The organism is Psychrobacter sp. 4Bb (assembly GCF_002836735.1).
Lineage (GTDB): Bacteria > Pseudomonadota > Gammaproteobacteria > Pseudomonadales > Moraxellaceae > Psychrobacter.
Genome location: NZ_PJAS01000064.1, coordinates 1 through 16,837, shown reverse-complemented (window position 1 = coordinate 16,837; position 16,837 = coordinate 1). Strand labels below are relative to the sequence as shown.

15 protein-coding genes and 1 pseudogene are annotated in these 16,837 nt (G+C 43.0%); 7 read left to right on the top strand and 9 right to left on the bottom strand.

The window, feature by feature from the left end; genetic code table 11:
- Positions 1-86 precede the first annotated feature (86 nt).
- Complete coding sequence (locus CXF60_RS08510) at positions 87-770, bottom strand: LOG family protein (RefSeq protein WP_102091596.1); 684 nt, start codon at positions 768-770, stop codon at positions 87-89.
- A 424-nt stretch (positions 771-1,194) separates the two neighbouring features.
- Between CXF60_RS08510 and CXF60_RS08505 the strand changes: the two genes are divergently transcribed.
- Positions 1,195-2,040, top strand: a complete 846-nt coding sequence (locus CXF60_RS08505; protein WP_323807176.1) for an alpha/beta hydrolase family protein — start codon at positions 1,195-1,197, stop codon at positions 2,038-2,040.
- Between the two features lie 48 nt (positions 2,041-2,088).
- Here the strand turns inward: CXF60_RS08505 and CXF60_RS08500 are convergent, their stop codons facing one another.
- Positions 2,089-2,811: a putative quorum-sensing-regulated virulence factor gene (locus CXF60_RS08500; protein ID WP_102091594.1), complete on the bottom strand. Its 723-nt coding sequence runs from the start codon at positions 2,809-2,811 to the stop codon at positions 2,089-2,091.
- A 197-nt stretch (positions 2,812-3,008) separates the two neighbouring features.
- Between CXF60_RS08500 and CXF60_RS08495 the strand changes: the two genes are divergently transcribed.
- Positions 3,009-3,599, top strand: a complete 591-nt coding sequence (locus CXF60_RS08495; RefSeq protein WP_102091593.1) for a M23 family metallopeptidase — start codon at positions 3,009-3,011, stop codon at positions 3,597-3,599.
- 107 nt (positions 3,600-3,706) lie between these two features.
- On the opposite strand, the gene phoR is transcribed toward CXF60_RS08495, so the two are convergent.
- The 3 genes from phoR to dtd form a co-directional block, all read right to left on the bottom strand.
- The gene (gene phoR / locus CXF60_RS08490) at positions 3,707-4,798 is read right to left on the bottom strand and encodes a phosphate regulon sensor histidine kinase PhoR (RefSeq protein ID WP_057761783.1); all 1,092 of its coding nucleotides are present in this window, start codon (positions 4,796-4,798) and stop codon (positions 3,707-3,709) included.
- A 58-nt stretch (positions 4,799-4,856) separates the two neighbouring features.
- The gene (gene phoB, locus CXF60_RS08485) at positions 4,857-5,561 is read right to left on the bottom strand and encodes a phosphate regulon transcriptional regulator PhoB (protein WP_057761786.1); all 705 of its coding nucleotides are present in this window, start codon (positions 5,559-5,561) and stop codon (positions 4,857-4,859) included.
- Positions 5,562-5,673: 112 nt separating this feature from the next.
- Positions 5,674-6,126: a D-aminoacyl-tRNA deacylase gene (gene dtd, locus CXF60_RS08480; RefSeq protein WP_102091592.1), complete on the bottom strand. Its 453-nt coding sequence runs from the start codon at positions 6,124-6,126 to the stop codon at positions 5,674-5,676.
- Between the two features lie 113 nt (positions 6,127-6,239).
- Between dtd and asd the strand changes: the two genes are divergently transcribed.
- Positions 6,240-7,076, top strand: a complete 837-nt coding sequence (gene asd / locus CXF60_RS08475; protein WP_102091591.1) for an archaetidylserine decarboxylase — start codon at positions 6,240-6,242, stop codon at positions 7,074-7,076.
- A gap of 93 nt (positions 7,077-7,169) precedes the next feature.
- Here the strand turns inward: asd and CXF60_RS08470 are convergent, their stop codons facing one another.
- The 4 genes from CXF60_RS08470 to fadB all read right to left on the bottom strand — a co-directional run bounded on the left by CXF60_RS08470 (position 7,170) and on the right by fadB (position 12,456).
- Positions 7,170-7,793, bottom strand: a complete 624-nt coding sequence (locus tag CXF60_RS08470) for an HD domain-containing protein (RefSeq protein ID WP_102091590.1) — start codon at positions 7,791-7,793, stop codon at positions 7,170-7,172.
- A gap of 239 nt (positions 7,794-8,032) precedes the next feature.
- Positions 8,033-8,608, bottom strand: a complete 576-nt coding sequence (locus CXF60_RS08465; RefSeq protein WP_101205330.1) for an isochorismatase family protein — start codon at positions 8,606-8,608, stop codon at positions 8,033-8,035.
- A 285-nt stretch (positions 8,609-8,893) separates the two neighbouring features.
- Positions 8,894-10,066: an acetyl-CoA C-acyltransferase FadA gene (gene fadA, locus CXF60_RS08460; protein ID WP_102091589.1), complete on the bottom strand. Its 1,173-nt coding sequence runs from the start codon at positions 10,064-10,066 to the stop codon at positions 8,894-8,896.
- Between the two features lie 230 nt (positions 10,067-10,296).
- Positions 10,297-12,456 carry a fatty acid oxidation complex subunit alpha FadB gene (gene fadB / locus CXF60_RS08455; RefSeq protein WP_102091588.1) on the bottom strand — a complete coding sequence of 720 codons (2,160 nt, stop codon included), beginning with the start codon at positions 12,454-12,456 and terminating at the stop codon, positions 10,297-10,299.
- Between the two features lie 880 nt (positions 12,457-13,336).
- On the opposite strand from fadB, the gene CXF60_RS08450 reads away from it, so the two are divergent.
- The 4 genes and pseudogenes from CXF60_RS08450 to CXF60_RS14550 form a co-directional block, all read left to right on the top strand.
- On the top strand, positions 13,337-14,413 hold the full coding sequence (locus tag CXF60_RS08450) for a polyprenyl synthetase family protein (protein ID WP_102091587.1): 1,077 nt from the start codon (positions 13,337-13,339) through the stop codon (positions 14,411-14,413).
- A 71-nt stretch (positions 14,414-14,484) separates the two neighbouring features.
- The gene (locus tag CXF60_RS08445; protein WP_102091586.1) at positions 14,485-15,303 is read left to right on the top strand and encodes a DUF72 domain-containing protein; all 819 of its coding nucleotides are present in this window, start codon (positions 14,485-14,487) and stop codon (positions 15,301-15,303) included.
- A gap of 116 nt (positions 15,304-15,419) precedes the next feature.
- Positions 15,420-16,520 carry a DUF262 domain-containing protein gene (locus tag CXF60_RS08440; RefSeq protein WP_219621829.1) on the top strand — a complete coding sequence of 367 codons (1,101 nt, stop codon included), beginning with the start codon at positions 15,420-15,422 and terminating at the stop codon, positions 16,518-16,520.
- A gap of 12 nt (positions 16,521-16,532) precedes the next feature.
- Positions 16,533-16,837: pseudogene (locus CXF60_RS14550) on the top strand (hypothetical protein); the annotation flags it as partial.

The window sequence follows — 16,837 nt, the reverse complement described above, 5'->3', positions numbered from 1 at the left end:
TTTGGTTGTCTGCTCCTTTTTTTGTAATGGGTCTTAATATTCTAACAGTTACTACTACTGATAAAGGTTGGTAAGTTTTATATACCTTAGCGATTACTACCAGCCATCTTTTCTGTATCCACAGCATCATCTATGGTCACTACTGTCTGTAGCATATCAATTGCTTCGCTGATGGTATTGCACACCACCAGACGATCCAAATCTTGCTGCTTCATAAAGCCTTGCTCAGCCGTATATTTTAGATGCTCAATCATACGGTCATAAAAGCCATTAATATTTAGAATAATCATTGGTTTTTCGTGTTGGTACAATTGACGCCACGTGGCGATTTCCATAATCTCTTCTAATGTTCCTAGCCCGCCCGGTAGCGTGATAAAGGCATCGGCATACTCTGCCATAACGGTCTTACGCGTGTGCATAGTGTCAGTCAAATGCAAACGAGTCAGCTGCTCATGAGCGATTTCGTGCTTGAGCATAAAGGTTGGAATCACGCCCACTGCTTGCGCGCCGCCATTGATTACTTCATCCGCAACTGCGCCCATCAGACCGATACTAGCGCCACCATATACTAGCCCCATGCCATTATTTGCCAAGGCACTGCCGAGCTCGCGCGCCGCCTGTTCATACACGTCACCGTTGCCCAAGCGTGAACCGCAATATACAGCCACGAGCGGCATTGATAAGGCAGACTTGTCGACTGCTTTTTCAATATTTGTAATGTCTTTGCTTGTGATTACATCATAAGTGTCATCGTTGATTTTCATTTGCATATAGCTTCCTTAATTACCTGTCAGTTTTTATTGAGTGCTTGTTATTAGTGAGGGCTGCATACCGACACCTATCATTTATATTGTCATGCACATGTTTCATAAGACAAACTCAACCAAGTCATACAAAACTTGGAAGTCATATTTGCGCAACTGTCTTGCCAGCATTTATCTTAACATAAGCAATGCTACCACATAGTCACAACGATTTATCACTACGCAACGACTACACTTTCAAGATGCGCATTTATTGTTCATCATAGCTCGATATTCATTATCTACTAATAAAAATACTAAGGTATAACCCATGGATAATCACAACACCTCTCCTACTGCCGAGCTATCAAGCTCTGTGCTTAATAGCAATCTCACTAGTAAAAGTAATGTGCATGACGCGAGCAATATTGATACTTACTCATTAAGCATCATGACCAATCGCAACCAAGCATTGGCAGCCACTGTCTATCGCCCTAAAGATGCGACAAAAAAAGCAATCATGATGGCACCCGCCACAGGTATTAAGCGCCACTTTTATCATAATTTTGCGACCTACCTAGCAGAAAGCGGCTTTGGTGTGCTGACCTTTGATAACGAAGGAATCGGTGAGTCCCTATCGACCGATCTGGCAAAATGTAGCGCTTCCTTGATCAGTTGGGGTCGCCATGACATGCCAGCTGTACTTGATGCCTTACAAGATGAGTTTCCTGATGCGACTTATCATCTTATCGGTCATAGCGCAGGTGGTCAGCTCATTGGCTTGATGCCTAACTATCAGGCGATTGGCTCAGTGTTCAATGTCGCTTGCTCGTCAGGGCGTATCAAAAATATGGGCATGCCATATAAGCTCAAAGCCATGGGCTTTATGGATGCGTTTATTCCATTCACTAATTTAACACTGGGCTATACGCCGTCAGATAAAATAGGTATGGGTGAGCCACTGCCACGCGGTGTGGCTCGTCAATGGCGTGAATGGTGCAATGGCGCAGGCTATATCAAAACCGCATTTGGCAAAAGCATACATACGCATTTCTACGATGAGCTTAGCATGCCAGCACTGTGGCTTGGCTTTAGCGATGACGATATCGCCAACAGTGAAAACATGGACGATATGATAAGGGTGTTTACAAAAATGCCCGTCGAAAAGCGATTCTTAGACCCTGAAGATTTTGGACTAAATCATATCGGTCATATGCGCTATTTTAGCAGTAAGACCAATATCAAAGCGCCGCAGCTATGGCAGATGGCGGTGACATGGTTGCACGACCAACCATAATTTTATCGTTACGTAGCCTCTTATATATTAGCTACGTAACAACTTAGATTACTTTTTTGCGTTTTCGGCTTCATCCAGTTTTAAGCGCTTAGTCAATGCCGAATACAGCGATGGCTGCATATTATGAATATTGCCTATCATCCATTTAACATAGCTGATGGGCACGTCTTTGATCGGCTTGCCTTTATGCTTACCAAACGGCATCTTGCTCACAGGGGTCGCTTTATTAGAAATAGCATGTGCTGCTGCAAAATCTGTCGGCGCAATCTCTAGACGCTCGCAGCACGCTTGATACAGTAGATAGCACATTCGAGCATCGCCAAGCGCATCATGAGCGGCAATTGTCATTGCACTCGCTTCACCTTTGCCCAATAACTGCTCGATACACTTAGACTGACCGTAAGCGCGCCATTCTGGAAAGGCTGCCCGCGCAAGTCTCACCGTACAAATCAGCTTAGCAGAAGGACTGCCAATCACTCGCCAATCAAAACGTACGTTATGACCAATCAAGTACTCTGGTAATTCAAACTGCTCTAGCTCAAAGCGCTCAAGTCCAGCCACATCATCATCGGTAATACCATGCACCTCTATGACAATGGGTGAAATAGATCGACCACTGTTAAAGTATTTCATCCATTCAAAGCCAGTTGCTACATTGATAGTAGCAACTTGGATAGGTCTAGGATCACTACCCTGATCTGTTTCGGTATCGATAACCAGCGCTGTTTCGCGCGTGGCAGAAATATCAGCAGGATTAAAAGCATCATTCATAAAATATTAACCATCAGTAGCAACTGTCTATGCTCAGCAGAAATGTTAAGTAGATAAAACTGTATTTGCTGTCTATATCCTTAACCATAAGAATAACTATGGGGGTAAAAACGATAGATAACAATGCGATACATACGTTATCAGACGAAGCTTTTATAATAAAATCTCAAATGACATAAAATATATATGAGACATCAATGCTAGCAGATGGAAACAACCAGCCTCCCAGACCTTCTCTTTTCAGTCGTTTAATAAGCCTATTGATTAAGGCTACTGTATTGCTAGCACTGTTATTTGTTTTTGATAAGCTACTACCCAGTATCAGTCAACAAACGCAGTCATTTGTGGTTGCCAAATGGCAGCAACTGAGTCTATTGCAACAAGAGCTGCCGACCGAAAACAGCTTACCCAGTCCACTACCAGAACGAAACCTGACAGACACTTGGGGCGCTGCACGTAGTCAAGGCCGATCCCACGAAGGCATCGATATCTTTGCACCGCGCAACACTCCCGTGCAGTCGACCACGCAAGGTGTGGTAAGCAAGGTTGGTGAGAACACGTTGGGTGGACGCGTGGTTGTGGTGGTAGGGCCTGGTGGCGCAGGACATTACTACGCTCATCTAGAAGACTATGCTGACATCTCACCCAATGACTGGGTCAATCAGGGCGATGTGATAGGTTATGTGGGTGATAGCGGTAATGCAAAAGGGACACCAACACATGTACATTATGGTATCTATATTAATGGCAGTGCGGTCAACCCTTATCCGCTGTTGCAAAAGAATTAACGGATACAGAAAAGTATGTCGTTAACCTAATTTGAAGTAGCACTGAATTGATATCAGCTAAAAAAATGAAGCCGAAAAACTGTCGTTAATACAGACCCTAAATCATATTAATTGGCTGTGACGGATCTGACGTAATTTGAGGGAAATACCACACTAAATGTCGATCCTTCCCCTTCTACTGAATCGATTTGCAATTGCGCTTCGTGCTGGTGTAATACGTGCTTTACAATCGCGAGTCCCAACCCTGTACCACCTGTTGCACGGCTACGACCTTTGTCGATACGATAGAAACGCTCTGTTAAACGGGCGATATGCTCTGACGCAATACCGATCCCATCATCTTCAACCGCGAAACGACAGCCATCAGACGTCCTTGTCCAGCTGATAGTGATATTGCCACCCTTTGGCGTATATTTGATCGCATTGATTACTAGATTGGATAGCGCACTATTCAAGTACATCTCTGACCCGTACAGCCCATCATACGTATCTATATGCAAATGAATGATATGTTTGTACGCTTGGTTGTAGGCCTGTGCATCGTCATAGATATTGGTCAGTAGCTTAGTCATATCTATGTAATGCAGCTCGTGCGATTCTTCGATTTCAATCTTAGACAGTAGCAGTAAGTCGTTCACAATTCTGTTCATACGGGCTGTTTGCTGAGTCATCAGCTCAAAACCACGACGCCATTGCGGCGGCATATCTGGCTGATCGGAGAAATTTTCTAGGTAGCCCATCATTACCGTCAATGGTGTTCTAAGCTCATGCGAGACATTTGCGACAAAATCCTGACGCATTTGCTCTAAGTGCCGCAAGCGGGTCACATCATATACAAACAGCAGTTTTTCATCACCGAAAGGGGTCAGTTCACACTTTAAGTAGCGACTAGGATCTCGCCATGATTCTATATGGACGCCATCGTTAGGTATCGTTGTACCTTCATAATACTGGCGGAACTCAGGTACAGTGATAAAGTCAAAAATATTTTGACCTTTATCTTCTGGCTGTAGCAGCAATAAGTCTTGTGCTGCCTGATTCCACCATTCTAGACCATCATTGTTGTTGAGCAAAATCACTGCATCGCGCAAGGCTCGTAGTGCACTGCCGATTTTTTTGAGTTGCTCCGCTGTGCTTTGAGTAGATATTTGCTCTAATAGAGCTGATTGCTCACTTTGTGCTGGCGCTATCTTGTCCATTTTTTATCCTTACCACTATCCGCTGCCTCAATATTGCTGCGGCATTATTTGTACAAGATTAACTTGGCTCAATCAGGCTAGAAAATCGATAGCCTGTTCCACGTACCGTCTGTATCAATGTATCACAGTCATAAGGTCGCAGTAATTTACGTAGACGTTTAATATGCACATCGATGGTTCGGTCTTCGATGTATACATTGCCGCCCCATACCTGATCGAGCAGCTGCGTTCGTGTATAGGCGCGCTCAGGATGACTCATAAAAAATGCCAATAGGCGATACTCTGTAGGCCCAACATCAACGATTTTACCTGCAGCTGTCACGCGCTGACTCTTGGTATCTAAACTTAACTGTCCAATTTCGATAGGTTTATCGCTACTCATAGCACTACTGCGGCGTAGTACGGCTTTGATTCTAGAAATCAGCTCACGAGTCGAAAAAGGCTTGGTCATATAATCATCTGCGCCTGCATCTAGACCATGCACCTTACTGTCTTCTTCACTTTTTGCCGTTAGCATAATGACTGGTATTTCAGAGAGTAGCTCATCGTTTTTGAGCATGCGACAAAAATCCACACCGCTCTTGTCACCCGGCAACATCCAATCTAACAGTATCAGTGACGGTCTATGATCGACCACTTGCTGATGCGCTTCTGACACGTCAGCTGCTTGCAAGCTATCAAACCCAGCCATCTCTAGCGTCATGACAACCATTTCACGAATCGCAGGCTCATCTTCAACAATCAAAATTTGCTCATTATACATAGGACATTCTCGGTGTTAGAGGACAAAATCTAGCATGTAAAAAGGCGATATATACTCACCAGTCTCTACCTATTAAACGGATTAATTATGACAGCTTGATGACACTCTAAAATCAGATCTCTAGTAAAAAATTGAGCGGCCCATCATTGACGCTCGACACTTGCATATCAGCACCAAACTGACCAGTTGCCACGTTCGGGTGCTTAGTTTTGGCATAGTCGACCAGTTGTTCAAATAATACTTGCGCCGCAGCAGGTGCCATCGCACCACCAAAGTCTGGTCGGCGCCCTTTGTCTGTTTTTGCCATCAAGGTAAATTGTGAAACTAAAAGCAATCCACCAGCAACCTGCTGAACGTTTTTATCCAGCTTACCAAATTTGGCAGGGTCATCGTCATTTTCAAAAATGCGATAGGTCAGTATTTTGTCAATCATACGCTGGACAGTGGCAAAATCGTCTTCATGCCCTAAGCCAATATATGCCAATACTCCATGCTCAATCTCACCAATACACTGCTGATCGACGATCACACTAGCCTGCTTCACCCGTTGTATGAGTGCTTTCATTTACTAATTCCTTAACAGATTATGGCCATACAATAATATGCTGTCCATGATAAAATACCGTCATTAACTTAACTATTATTTCTTATATTACACCTTATTTTGGTAGCCTTATTATGAATGTATTTACCACCTTACAACAGCTTGTGCCGCAGCAAAAGCTCAGTAAAGTCGCTGGACGTTTGGCCGCCAGTCGCCATCCTTATGTCAAACGTACCTTTATCCGTAGCTTTGCCAAAGCTTATAATATCAGCTTAGACGAGTACGAACGCCAAAGCCTAAATGCCTATGAGAGTTTTAATGACTTTTTTACCCGCGAGTTAAAAGAAGACGCTCGTACCATCGACGCTACTGCAAACGGTATCGTGAGTCCTGCGGACGGTATTATCTCTCAGCTAGGACAAATTGAAGACCACAAACTACTACAAGCAAAAGGTCGTCACTATGATGTCGGTCAATTACTTGCTGATAGTGAAGATGGCAGTTATTTCGCTGATGGTAGTTTTGCGACTATCTACTTAGCGCCTAGTAATTATCACCGTGTGCATATGCCATTTACTGGCACATTGACCAAGACTCGCTATGTACCTGGTACACTGTTTTCGGTCAACAATACTACGGCGGCTAACGTGCCAGACTTGTTTGCGCGTAATGAACGTCTGGTCTGTATGTTTGATACCAAGTATGGCAAAGCAGCTGTCGTGATGGTTGGTGCTATGATCGTCGCTGGTATTGAAACTGTCGCCACTGGCAAGATTGCTCGTACTGACGACATATTCGAGTCTGATCATGATATGCAGTTTGCAGCAGGCGAAGAGCTTGGACGCTTTTATTTAGGCTCAACGGCTATCGTAGTATTACCAAAAGCAGCAAAGGCTGACTGGCTAGATAGTATGCAAGCCGACAGCATCGTGCAAATGGGTCAGTTGCTAGGAATGGCAAACGCTCAATAACACACCTATATAAAAATACTGAAAATATCAGCCCAGTTAAGCGTGAATCATAGTACTTGATTGGGCTTTTTTACGCCTGCTATTTATCCAAATTTACGCATCAATCAGCCAGCCTTTCTGAGTTGCATACTCAATATTATGTGAGAGCCAATCATGGATAGGAGGAAAGCTGTCTTTGATAAATGCATGCGCACCCGCCACTTGCGAGCGCGTAACACCAAGCTCAATCCACGTTTTACCATCGGTATTTAAATTGAGTAAAAATGGCAATAAGCGATCAACGACTCTGAGCAACTGACTTTCTTTGCTATTTCCTGTTTCCTGCGCTTCCCAAACCTCGCTTAAATCACTAATGCCATTGCCTCGCTCACGTTGTAATCTGGCAATGCCTGCACGCTCTTCGACGTGTGCATCAGTACGCGTATCGGCATATAAAAAAGTATCACCCGCATCAATCTCACCCAAATCATGAACCAACGCCATCTTCAGCAATTTTTCATGATTGACATCTAGTGCAAATAATTCAGCAATCGACCAACATGCCATCGCTAAATGCCAAGAATGTTCGGCGGAGTTTTCTTTGCGAGTGGTCTGTGTCACATAGCTGCGGCGATTCACGCGTTTGAGCGCATCTAACTCCAATAAGAAATGAGTGACATCATCGATATATGAAGTAGATTCGGAGTTAGTGAGTGATATAGAGCTGGCTTGCGACATTGATTTTCTCTGGCTTTCTCTAGTTATTGGTTTTAATGCTTATAATTTCTGGCGATTCTAAGTTTCATTACTCAAGATATTATAGTTAGTTTGATATCTAACAATGGTTAAAAGACTATTACCATTATCGAAAAAATAGCGCTTATTTTACTAAGCGCTATCTATTATAAATTAGAAGATAAATGGTTAAATTGAAACTCTATTTATCCAAGTCTTTAAGTACCTAAACCTTAAACCACCTACTTGATCAAATTAATAATGGTTTTAAACGCAGGATCTTCGCTGCTACGGCATAGTTCAAATAAGATTGATTCTACAGTGCTAATCACCCCACCTGCACGGCGAATACGGCGAATTGCTTGCTTTTTATCATAAGGAAAACGAGAACCCACCGCATCCCCAATAATGACAGGCTGCATACCATTATCCAATAAATCCAGTGCCGTTTGCATAATACAAACATGAGCTTCAGCACCAAAAAGCAACACGGTACTACGGTTCTGCTGCGCTAAATGGTGCCATGAATCGTTGTTATCACAGGCACTAAAGGTGACCTTTTCAAAGCTCTTGGCATTGTCTCCTTCGAGTACATCGCGCAGCTCTGGTAAGGTATCGCCCAAGCCTTTTTTATATTGTTCATTGAGCATGATTGGAATATTGAGCGCTTGCAGCCCTTTAATCAAGGTAACGGTTTTTTTGACAATGTTTTCGTGATCGTAGATATGCGGCGTTAAGCGCTCTTGCACATCGACAATCATTGCTTGGGTATTCTCACGAGCGATGCGATAGGTGCGATCATTAATCATAGTAGACATAGTACACTCCTTGTACGGCTGACAGTTGCAACTAAAAACTATTTTAGAATTATCATAAACAGTGCCATGGTTCATCTTTCTCTTATTTAGTCATAGTTTCATGAATGCGTCAATGGAGATAATTTTTAATCGCTGTAATACCGTGTTTTTCGACTCCGTGATTTATTAGTTTACCAAACATCAGTTTTACTCATAAAAAAACCTCCAGCCGTTATGACTAGAGGTTTTTCGTTAGCGAGTAGCTACTTATTGAGTGTTCAAATAATCTTGTTTATACAAATAAGATTAAACACGCTCAATAATAGTAGCAATACCTTGGCCAAGACCGATACACATCGTCGCTAGACCAATTTCAGTATCTGACTGCTCCATTGCGTTTAGCAATGTCACTGTGATACGAGCACCTGAACATCCTAGTGGATGACCTAGGGCAATGGCACCACCGTTGATGTTAACGATGTCTTGCTTGTCAGATAGGTTCAGACCTTTTAATACCGATAGACCTTGAGCAGCAAATGCTTCGTTTAGCTCGATGGTCTGCATGTCAGCAATGCTCATGCCAGCACGCTTCAATGCTTTTTGGGTAGCAGGTACAGGACCATAGCCCATGATAGCTGCATCACAACCAGCCACAGCCATACTACGGATACGGGCACGTGGCTTTAGACCTAGATCTTTGGCTTTTTGTGCGCTCATTACTAGCATCGCTGACGCACCGTCAGATAATGCAGATGAGGTTGCCGCTGTTACTGTACCGCCTTTTGGATCAAACGCTGGACGTAGCTTTTGCATTTGCTCCATCGTTGCGTCTGGACGAATCACTTCATCAACCGTACATAGTTGCAGACGACCAGCAGCATCATGACCTTCGATACCGATGATTTCATTGTCAAAACGACCTTCAGTGGTTGCAGCCCATGCACGGCGATGTGACTCAAGACCAAACGCGTCTTGCTCTTCGCGCGTGATGTTGTTCATACGACCTAGCATTTCAGCAGTCAAGCCCATCATGTTTGACGCTTTTGCATAATGCTTAGAAGCAGCAGGGTTCAAATCAACACCGTGCATCATGCCTACGTGACCCATGTGCTCAACACCGCCGATGATGAATACATCACCTTGGTTGGTCATGATTTGTGCAGCAGCAGTATGTAGCGCCTGCATAGAAGAACCACATAGACGGTTAACCGTTTGGCCACCAGCAGTCTTTGGGATACCAGCTAGCAAACCGATGTTACGACCGATGTTCAAGCCTTGCTCTAGCGTCTGGTTGACACAACCCCAGATAATGTCTTCGATATCATTGGTATCAAAGTCATTACGTTCTACTAGCGCACGTACTAGTTCCGCTGACATGCTATCAGCACGTACATGACGGAACATACCGTTTTTGGTTTTGCCCATTGCCGAGCGTACGCCATCTACGATGACCACATCTTTTGGACTTAAAGTTGTCATACCATATTCCTTTTCAATTTTTATTGTCAGTGTAGTCAGCCCAATTTACAACTATTACCTCATTAATCTCGCTCAAAGTACAATAGGTACATTTGCGCTTGATTTACACGTATTAGCATTAAACCGAACCAACTATAATCGTACGTTCGCTATTGAAGACGATTCATGTCTCAATTGCTTTCATGCAAAATAGCAAACGTACTGCACTTCATCCTAGTAATGACTGACTATTACGCTGTTGCGTAAAAAGTCTCGCCTGCGGCTGCCATGTCGCGAATCTTTTGTGGCGCTTCATAAGCTTTGCCAAGATGTGCGTATTTTTCACATAGTGCCAAGTAGTTATCTAGACCCATTTGGTCGATATAACGGCATGGGCCACCACGGAATGGAGGGAAACCTACGCCCATAATCATCGCCATGTCGGCCTCGCTTGGTGTGCTTACGATGTTGTCTTCTAGGCAGCGAACGGTTTCGTTGCAGAAGGCAATCATAGTGCGATCAATGATTGCTTGATCGTCAAACGTTTGCTTTTCGCTGTCAGTCGTGGCTTTTAGCAACTCGTAAGTGGCTTCATCAGCAACTTTCTTTGGCTTACCGCGCTTGTCCATTTCGTACTTATAGAAACCGATACCGTTTTTCTGACCCAGACGCTCATTGTCATATAGATGCTGGATAGCACCTTTATAATCAGGCTTCATGCGGTCAGGGAAACCATCAGCCATCACTGCTGCGCCATGTACACCAGTATCTAGACCAACCACGTCGATTAGGTATGCAGGGCCCATTGGCCAGCCGAATTTTTCCATAACTTTATCGACATGAGCAAAATCAGCACCTTGCTTCAGTAGCAAGTCAAACGCGCCAAAGTATGGGAACAATACACGGTTTACCAAGAAACCTGGGCAGTCGTTAACTACTACTGGCACTTTACCCATTTTAGAAGCAAGTGCAACCGTAGTCGCGATGGCTTCTTCAGATGATTTCTCACCGCGGATAACTTCTACCAATGGCATACGATGTACTGGGTTGAAGAAATGCATACCGACGAAGTTTTCTGGACGTTCAAGCGCTTCTGCTAGGAACGTAATAGAGATGGTCGAGGTGTTTGACGCTAGGATACAGTCGTCTTTTACTAGACCTTCTACTTCTTTTAGTACCGCACGCTTCACGTTTGGATTTTCTACGACCGCTTCGATAACGATATCAGTATCGCTAAAATCACCATAGTTCAAAGTAGGACGGATACGGCTTAATGTTTCACCCATTTTTGCTGGGGTCATCTTGCCGCGTTCTACCATTTTACCAAGCAATTTGCTCGCTTCACCCATACCAAGGTCTAATTGCTCAGACTTGATATCTTTCATGATGATTGGCAAGCCTTTGCTGGCTGCTTGATAAGCAATACCGCCACCCATGATACCAGCGCCTAGTACAGCAGCTTCGCTGATGTCGTGTGCTTGCTTGCTGTGTTTTTTGGCCAGTTTTTTGACTAGCTGATCATTTAAGAATAGACCAACCAAGCTCTCTGCTTGTGGGGTTTTAGCGGCTTTTGCAAAACCAGCAGCTTCTACTTCGATTGCTTTGTCACGTGATAAATTAACGTGCTTTTCAATCGTTTCGATAGCGATTGCTGGCGCTGGATATTGCTTAGGATTGGCTTTAGCGAAAATAGCACCTTTGGCACTGTTGAACGCCATTGCTTGCTCAAGCTGGTTTAGCTTAACTGGAGCCAGTTTTTCTTCACGTTTTGCTTTCCAATCAAGCTCACCTGAGATACATTTTTTGACTAGATCAATTGCGGCATCTTGTAAGTCATCAGCAGGTACAGTCGCATCAACCAAGCCTAGTTTCAATGCTGCCAATGCTTTCTTTGGGCTACCAGTCGCGATCAGCTCAAGTGCGTTATCGATACCGATGATACGCGTACTACGAACTGTCCCGCCGAAACCTGGGAAGATACCTAGCTGAGTTTCTGGCAAACCGATGATCGCTTTGTCACTCATGACACGGTATTCACAAACCAAAGTCATTTCACAACCGCCGCCCATTGCCGCGCCATTGATAGCCGCAACTTTCGGGAATGGCAGGTCTTCAAAACGATTGAAAGCGTCATTAACATGAACGACCCAATCTTTGATCTCGCTTTCTGATTTTTTGAAAGAACCGACGAATTCTGTGATATCAGCACCAGCGATAAACACGCCTTTGGCTGAAGTAACGATAAGACCTTTTACGTTGTCGGCTTTTTCTAACGCACTAACTGCTTCACCAAACTGTTTGTTAGTTTCGGCATCAAATTTGTTCACGCTCTCATTTTCGGCGTTGTACTGCATGTTGGCGATGCCATCCTCTAGCATTGTCACCGTGATGCGATTTCCTTGGTATACCATTTGAAACTCCTTTCTATATAACGAAAGCTACGTTTTGAATTAAAATAAATAGCCAGTTACTGTTAGTAAAATGGGTAATAGCACTGTGCGCTTGTCATGTTATAAAGACAAACATATAACTAGCTCACAAGTGAAGATGTCTTTATTATCCAGCGTTCATCATGATGCACGTATTTTGCGTCTCTTGCATGACATCATATGACGCTTCATTTATATACTGCTGTTGCAGGTACTGATGTTCAAAATATTGACTGAGACTTGGTCTAATACTCGGTATCGACGATTGAACATCCTGAGAAAAAACCCAGTAGGGCCACCATCAGACCATTTTCACGTCAATTAGTGTAGGGGATTATGCCCCTAACTGTCACAAGCTAATACCATACTCGCAAGTCACTCTTAAATCACTTGCAGGCATTTACCTTACGCTAAAAGTGTTTTAGTGAATAAATGTATACTGAATTGTTAATTTAGATTTATTTCGTGTTGTTGGCTCAACGAATGCCATCTTTGGAACGACAGTCCGTTGGCGCTATCTAATAAGTGCCAATTGATCGATGCTACTTGGTCAGTGCTAGCTATTCAGTGTCAGCATTCAATACCACTTTTCTACTATAATAAAATTAACGTACCAGCCTAGCTTGCTCTTTTATCAGAACATATTCAACCAGAGAGTGACATCATCCATCGGTAACGAAATCTTGTCGTTATATTGCAGCTAAGATTGCTCTACTTTCGAATAGACTTTGGTAGAAAAATGCAAAAAATAATCAATTGATACCGTGTGTCACATAAGCGATATGACCTATCATGCTACACTAATAGCGTTTTTTCCTTATCCCTAATAAGTTTTACTGTATCCCTGATAAATGGTTGGATTATGACTGTTTCCCTTACTTCTAGCACTACCTCTACTGGCGTTATCCCTTCTAACTTTGTCTCTTTTCAAAGCACTGAGCAATTCCATGGTGCTGTGCGTGCCCAATTAGCGCAAGATATCGAGGTCTTGTTTGCTTATGCCAAGCTCCCTAGCCCACTGGTAGATGCCTGCCGTTACGTAATGACGGGTCAAGGTAAACTGGTACGCCCACTGATGGTTGCCAGCGCTTTTGCCAGTATTAATAGCAGCAATAATGCGCGTACAGACGAGCCTAATGACGATATCAATACTCTCGATGCTGAGCTGGACGCGCTACTAGAAAACGACTCAGACTATGATATGTCGCGCCGTGCCGCATTGGCGGTAGAGCTGCTGCATACTTATTCGTTGGTGCATGATGACTTGCCCTGTATGGACGATGATGAGCTGCGCCGTGGGCAACCGACTGCGCATATCGCCTTTGATGAAGCGACGGCTCTGCTGGCAGGAGATGTATTGCAGACGCTAGCCTTTGAAGTATTAACCGCAGAGATGCCAACCTTTGCGCCATTTGATACAAATATTGCAAGTCAGCTCATGGCAATATTTGCGCCGCGCGCCAGACGCATGGTGTCGGGTCAAATGTTAGATCTTAATGCCGAAGCCAGTGTCAGTGTCGCGCAGGATGATTTGGAAGCCATCCACCGTGATAAGACAGGCGCGTTGATTGAAGCAGCGATGCTCATGGGCGGTGTCTGTGCTGGTGCAACGGCTCCGCAGCGCATGGCACTACAAGAGTGCGCGCAACATATCGGTCTCGCCTTTCAAGTCCAAGACGATGTGCTAGACGTCACGATGACGACTGATACACTTGGTAAGCCTGCAGGTAGCGATGAAAAACTAGACAAATCTACCTACGTAAAACTGATGGGTGTCGATAATGCCACCAGTTATGCGCAATCGCTATTTAATGACGGACGTGCAGCCATTTCTCATGAACTACATAGTCGTGAGCTTAGCGACAATGAAGATAATATTGGCACAGACAATGATGCACTACTAGCACTGATTGAATGGCTCTGGTCGCGTAAAAAGTAGCTTGTCAAATAGCAGTCGAAAGTAGATATCTTAGTAAATTTTATTATTCAAAACGGCAGTGAGTGGTCAACATGGACAGTTCCCCTACCCAGCGCATTTACCTCGGCACTGGTGGCTATAGCGATACCGATTTGCTCGGTACACTGTATTCCACCGGCACTAAAAAGACCGATTTCTTACGTGAATACGCCAAACAATACGGCGCAGTAGAAATCAACAGCACATTCTATGCGCCCATCGGACAGAAAGCCTTTGCTGGGATGGTTGATAAAGCTTATGTACAGGCGGACAGTCAGTTGAAGTTCGCCGTCAAACTGCATCAAGACTTTACTCATGCACGTAAAGGCACTGCCGAACACGCACAGGCATTTCTAAACGCTTTATCTCCACTTATCGAAGCAAATGCTTTAGCGCCATTATTACTTCAGTTCCCACATGGCTTTGATCGTACTCGTGAGCATCGTCTCTATCTGGCCAATCTCGTCAGTTGGTTTCAAGACTATCCACTCGCCATTGAATTTCGTCATAACGGCTGGCACACCCCGCAAGTGGTCGATAGCTTTCGGCGGCAAGGACTCATTTGGTGTAGTGTTGATTACCCTAAGGTCAGCGGATTACCGCCGTCACGGTTGATATTCACTGAACGCACTGGCTATCTTCGGATGCATGGCAATAACCTAAACTGGTGGGATGCGATGAGTGCGGCTGACCGCCATGATTATCGCTATAGCGAAGCGGAGATGCAGGACTGGGCGCAAGCGATTGCTAATCAGCGACATCATTTTGATACGTTATATATCTTCTTTCAAAACACCGTCAATGCACATGCTTATTATAATATTGCGATGCTGCGAGAAGCGTTGGGTAAGTTTGGGTTTGAGGTGTTGTGAAATTAGTACCTGTGTTAAAGAAAAAATTGACTTTTCAGATGCGTAAGCTAAATACTATTACAATGTAAGTTCTATATATTCAAAACCTTTACGATTTAACTTAATTGAGACAACTTATGAGTATGGATTCAGTAACCAATCTAGAACTGGAATTAGAAAAGGAAGAAGAAAACTTATTCTATGAAGATGAATCTGATCAGCAACCCCCATCAGATATAATTGCCTATAATGAACTACGTTCCTGTGCAGATTTATATCGAATGTATGATAAAGGCATACTGGATATAACACCTGACTTTCAAAGAAATTCAGTTTGGAGCCCACCAGCTCAAACGAGGTTTATTGACTCATTGATAAAGCAGCTACCTATACCAAGCATGTGTTTTAGTTTAGATTTTAAGACCCAAAAATGGCAAGTGATAGATGGCTTGCAGCGAATGACCGCAATTATTCGTTTCTTAGAAGATAAAACATGGCGCTTATCTGATCTTGATGATATTGATAAGAAACTAGCTGGTAAAAAAGTCTCTCATTTTAAAGATGAGACTAGTATTGATCATATCCTGTATCAAAGACTAGAGAACCTAACTTTGCCAGTAACTGTTTTAAGGTGTGATCATAGTAAAAAGTCACATATGGAATATTTGTTTACTATATTTCATAGACTGAATACTGGGGGTACTAAATTAAATAACCAAGAGATAAGAAACTGTATATTTAGTGGTAACTTCAATACTCTTTTGAAAGACTTAAATGAAGATATTCATTGGAGATCAATAAATAGATTAAAAGATAAAGATGATTCAAGATTTAAAAATGTTGAAATGATACTAAGACATTTTGCGTTTAACGATAACCTATCTACATATAAAGGCATCCTGTCTAAGTTTCTGAATGAATATATGAGAATCAACAGAGACCCTAGTGACGCCTTCTTAAATAGTAAAAGGATAAACTTCACTAGAACTGTAAAATTAATAGATACAAAAATTCTAGATGAAGGTGAAAGAATAGGTGTTTCAATATTAGAAGCTCTTCTAGCAGGTATATCCCAAAATATAGATGAACTCGAAGAGTTATCAGAAGAAGATTTGAAAGTGCGTTTCAGAAAACTTCGAGAACATTCTTCACTAGCGACCGAGTATCTCAATGATGGAGTTGCTAAAAAAGAAAAGGTTAAAGCTCGCATATCAGCATCCATACAAATTTTTTCATAGTGTATACAGCTCATGATTGTTCGCAAACATATAGAATATAACCTCAAACAATTGAATAAATTGTATTTGGAAACTACAGACTACAAAAAACAGCTATATTATTCGAAACTTGCAATACTTGAGCTATGTGGTTGGATAGAAGAATCCATGGATAATATTATACAAATGTGTGCAAATCGTTTGCTAAGATTACAAGCAACTAAAACTCATGTACAGAAGCAGGTTATAGACCGAAACTACGGATTTGACTATAAAAACCATTTTCTCAAAATGCTCTCATCTGTCATTGGTTTCATGAACATTGAGCGATTAGAAAA

What these genes read in the sequence shown, in the direction of transcription:
- CXF60_RS08510 (WP_102091596.1), bottom strand. Translation starts at nt 770, where the DNA reads ATGCAAATGAAAATCAACGATGACACTTATGATGTAATCACAAGCAAA.
- CXF60_RS08505 (WP_323807176.1), top strand. Translation starts at nt 1,195, where the DNA reads ATGACCAATCGCAACCAAGCATTGGCAGCCACTGTCTATCGCCCTAAA.
- CXF60_RS08500 (WP_102091594.1), bottom strand. Translation starts at nt 2,811, where the DNA reads ATGAATGATGCTTTTAATCCTGCTGATATTTCTGCCACGCGCGAAACA.
- CXF60_RS08495 (WP_102091593.1), top strand. Translation starts at nt 3,009, where the DNA reads ATGCTAGCAGATGGAAACAACCAGCCTCCCAGACCTTCTCTTTTCAGT.
- phoR (WP_057761783.1), bottom strand. Translation starts at nt 4,798, where the DNA reads ATGGACAAGATAGCGCCAGCACAAAGTGAGCAATCAGCTCTATTAGAG.
- phoB (WP_057761786.1), bottom strand. Translation starts at nt 5,561, where the DNA reads ATGTATAATGAGCAAATTTTGATTGTTGAAGATGAGCCTGCGATTCGT.
- dtd (WP_102091592.1), bottom strand. Translation starts at nt 6,126, where the DNA reads ATGAAAGCACTCATACAACGGGTGAAGCAGGCTAGTGTGATCGTCGAT.
- asd (WP_102091591.1), top strand. Translation starts at nt 6,240, where the DNA reads ATGAATGTATTTACCACCTTACAACAGCTTGTGCCGCAGCAAAAGCTC.
- CXF60_RS08470 (WP_102091590.1), bottom strand. Translation starts at nt 7,793, where the DNA reads ATGTCGCAAGCCAGCTCTATATCACTCACTAACTCCGAATCTACTTCA.
- CXF60_RS08465 (WP_101205330.1), bottom strand. Translation starts at nt 8,608, where the DNA reads ATGTCTACTATGATTAATGATCGCACCTATCGCATCGCTCGTGAGAAT.
- fadA (WP_102091589.1), bottom strand. Translation starts at nt 10,066, where the DNA reads ATGACAACTTTAAGTCCAAAAGATGTGGTCATCGTAGATGGCGTACGC.
- fadB (WP_102091588.1), bottom strand. Translation starts at nt 12,456, where the DNA reads ATGGTATACCAAGGAAATCGCATCACGGTGACAATGCTAGAGGATGGC.
- CXF60_RS08450 (WP_102091587.1), top strand. Translation starts at nt 13,337, where the DNA reads ATGACTGTTTCCCTTACTTCTAGCACTACCTCTACTGGCGTTATCCCT.
- CXF60_RS08445 (WP_102091586.1), top strand. Translation starts at nt 14,485, where the DNA reads ATGGACAGTTCCCCTACCCAGCGCATTTACCTCGGCACTGGTGGCTAT.
- CXF60_RS08440 (WP_219621829.1), top strand. Translation starts at nt 15,420, where the DNA reads ATGAGTATGGATTCAGTAACCAATCTAGAACTGGAATTAGAAAAGGAA.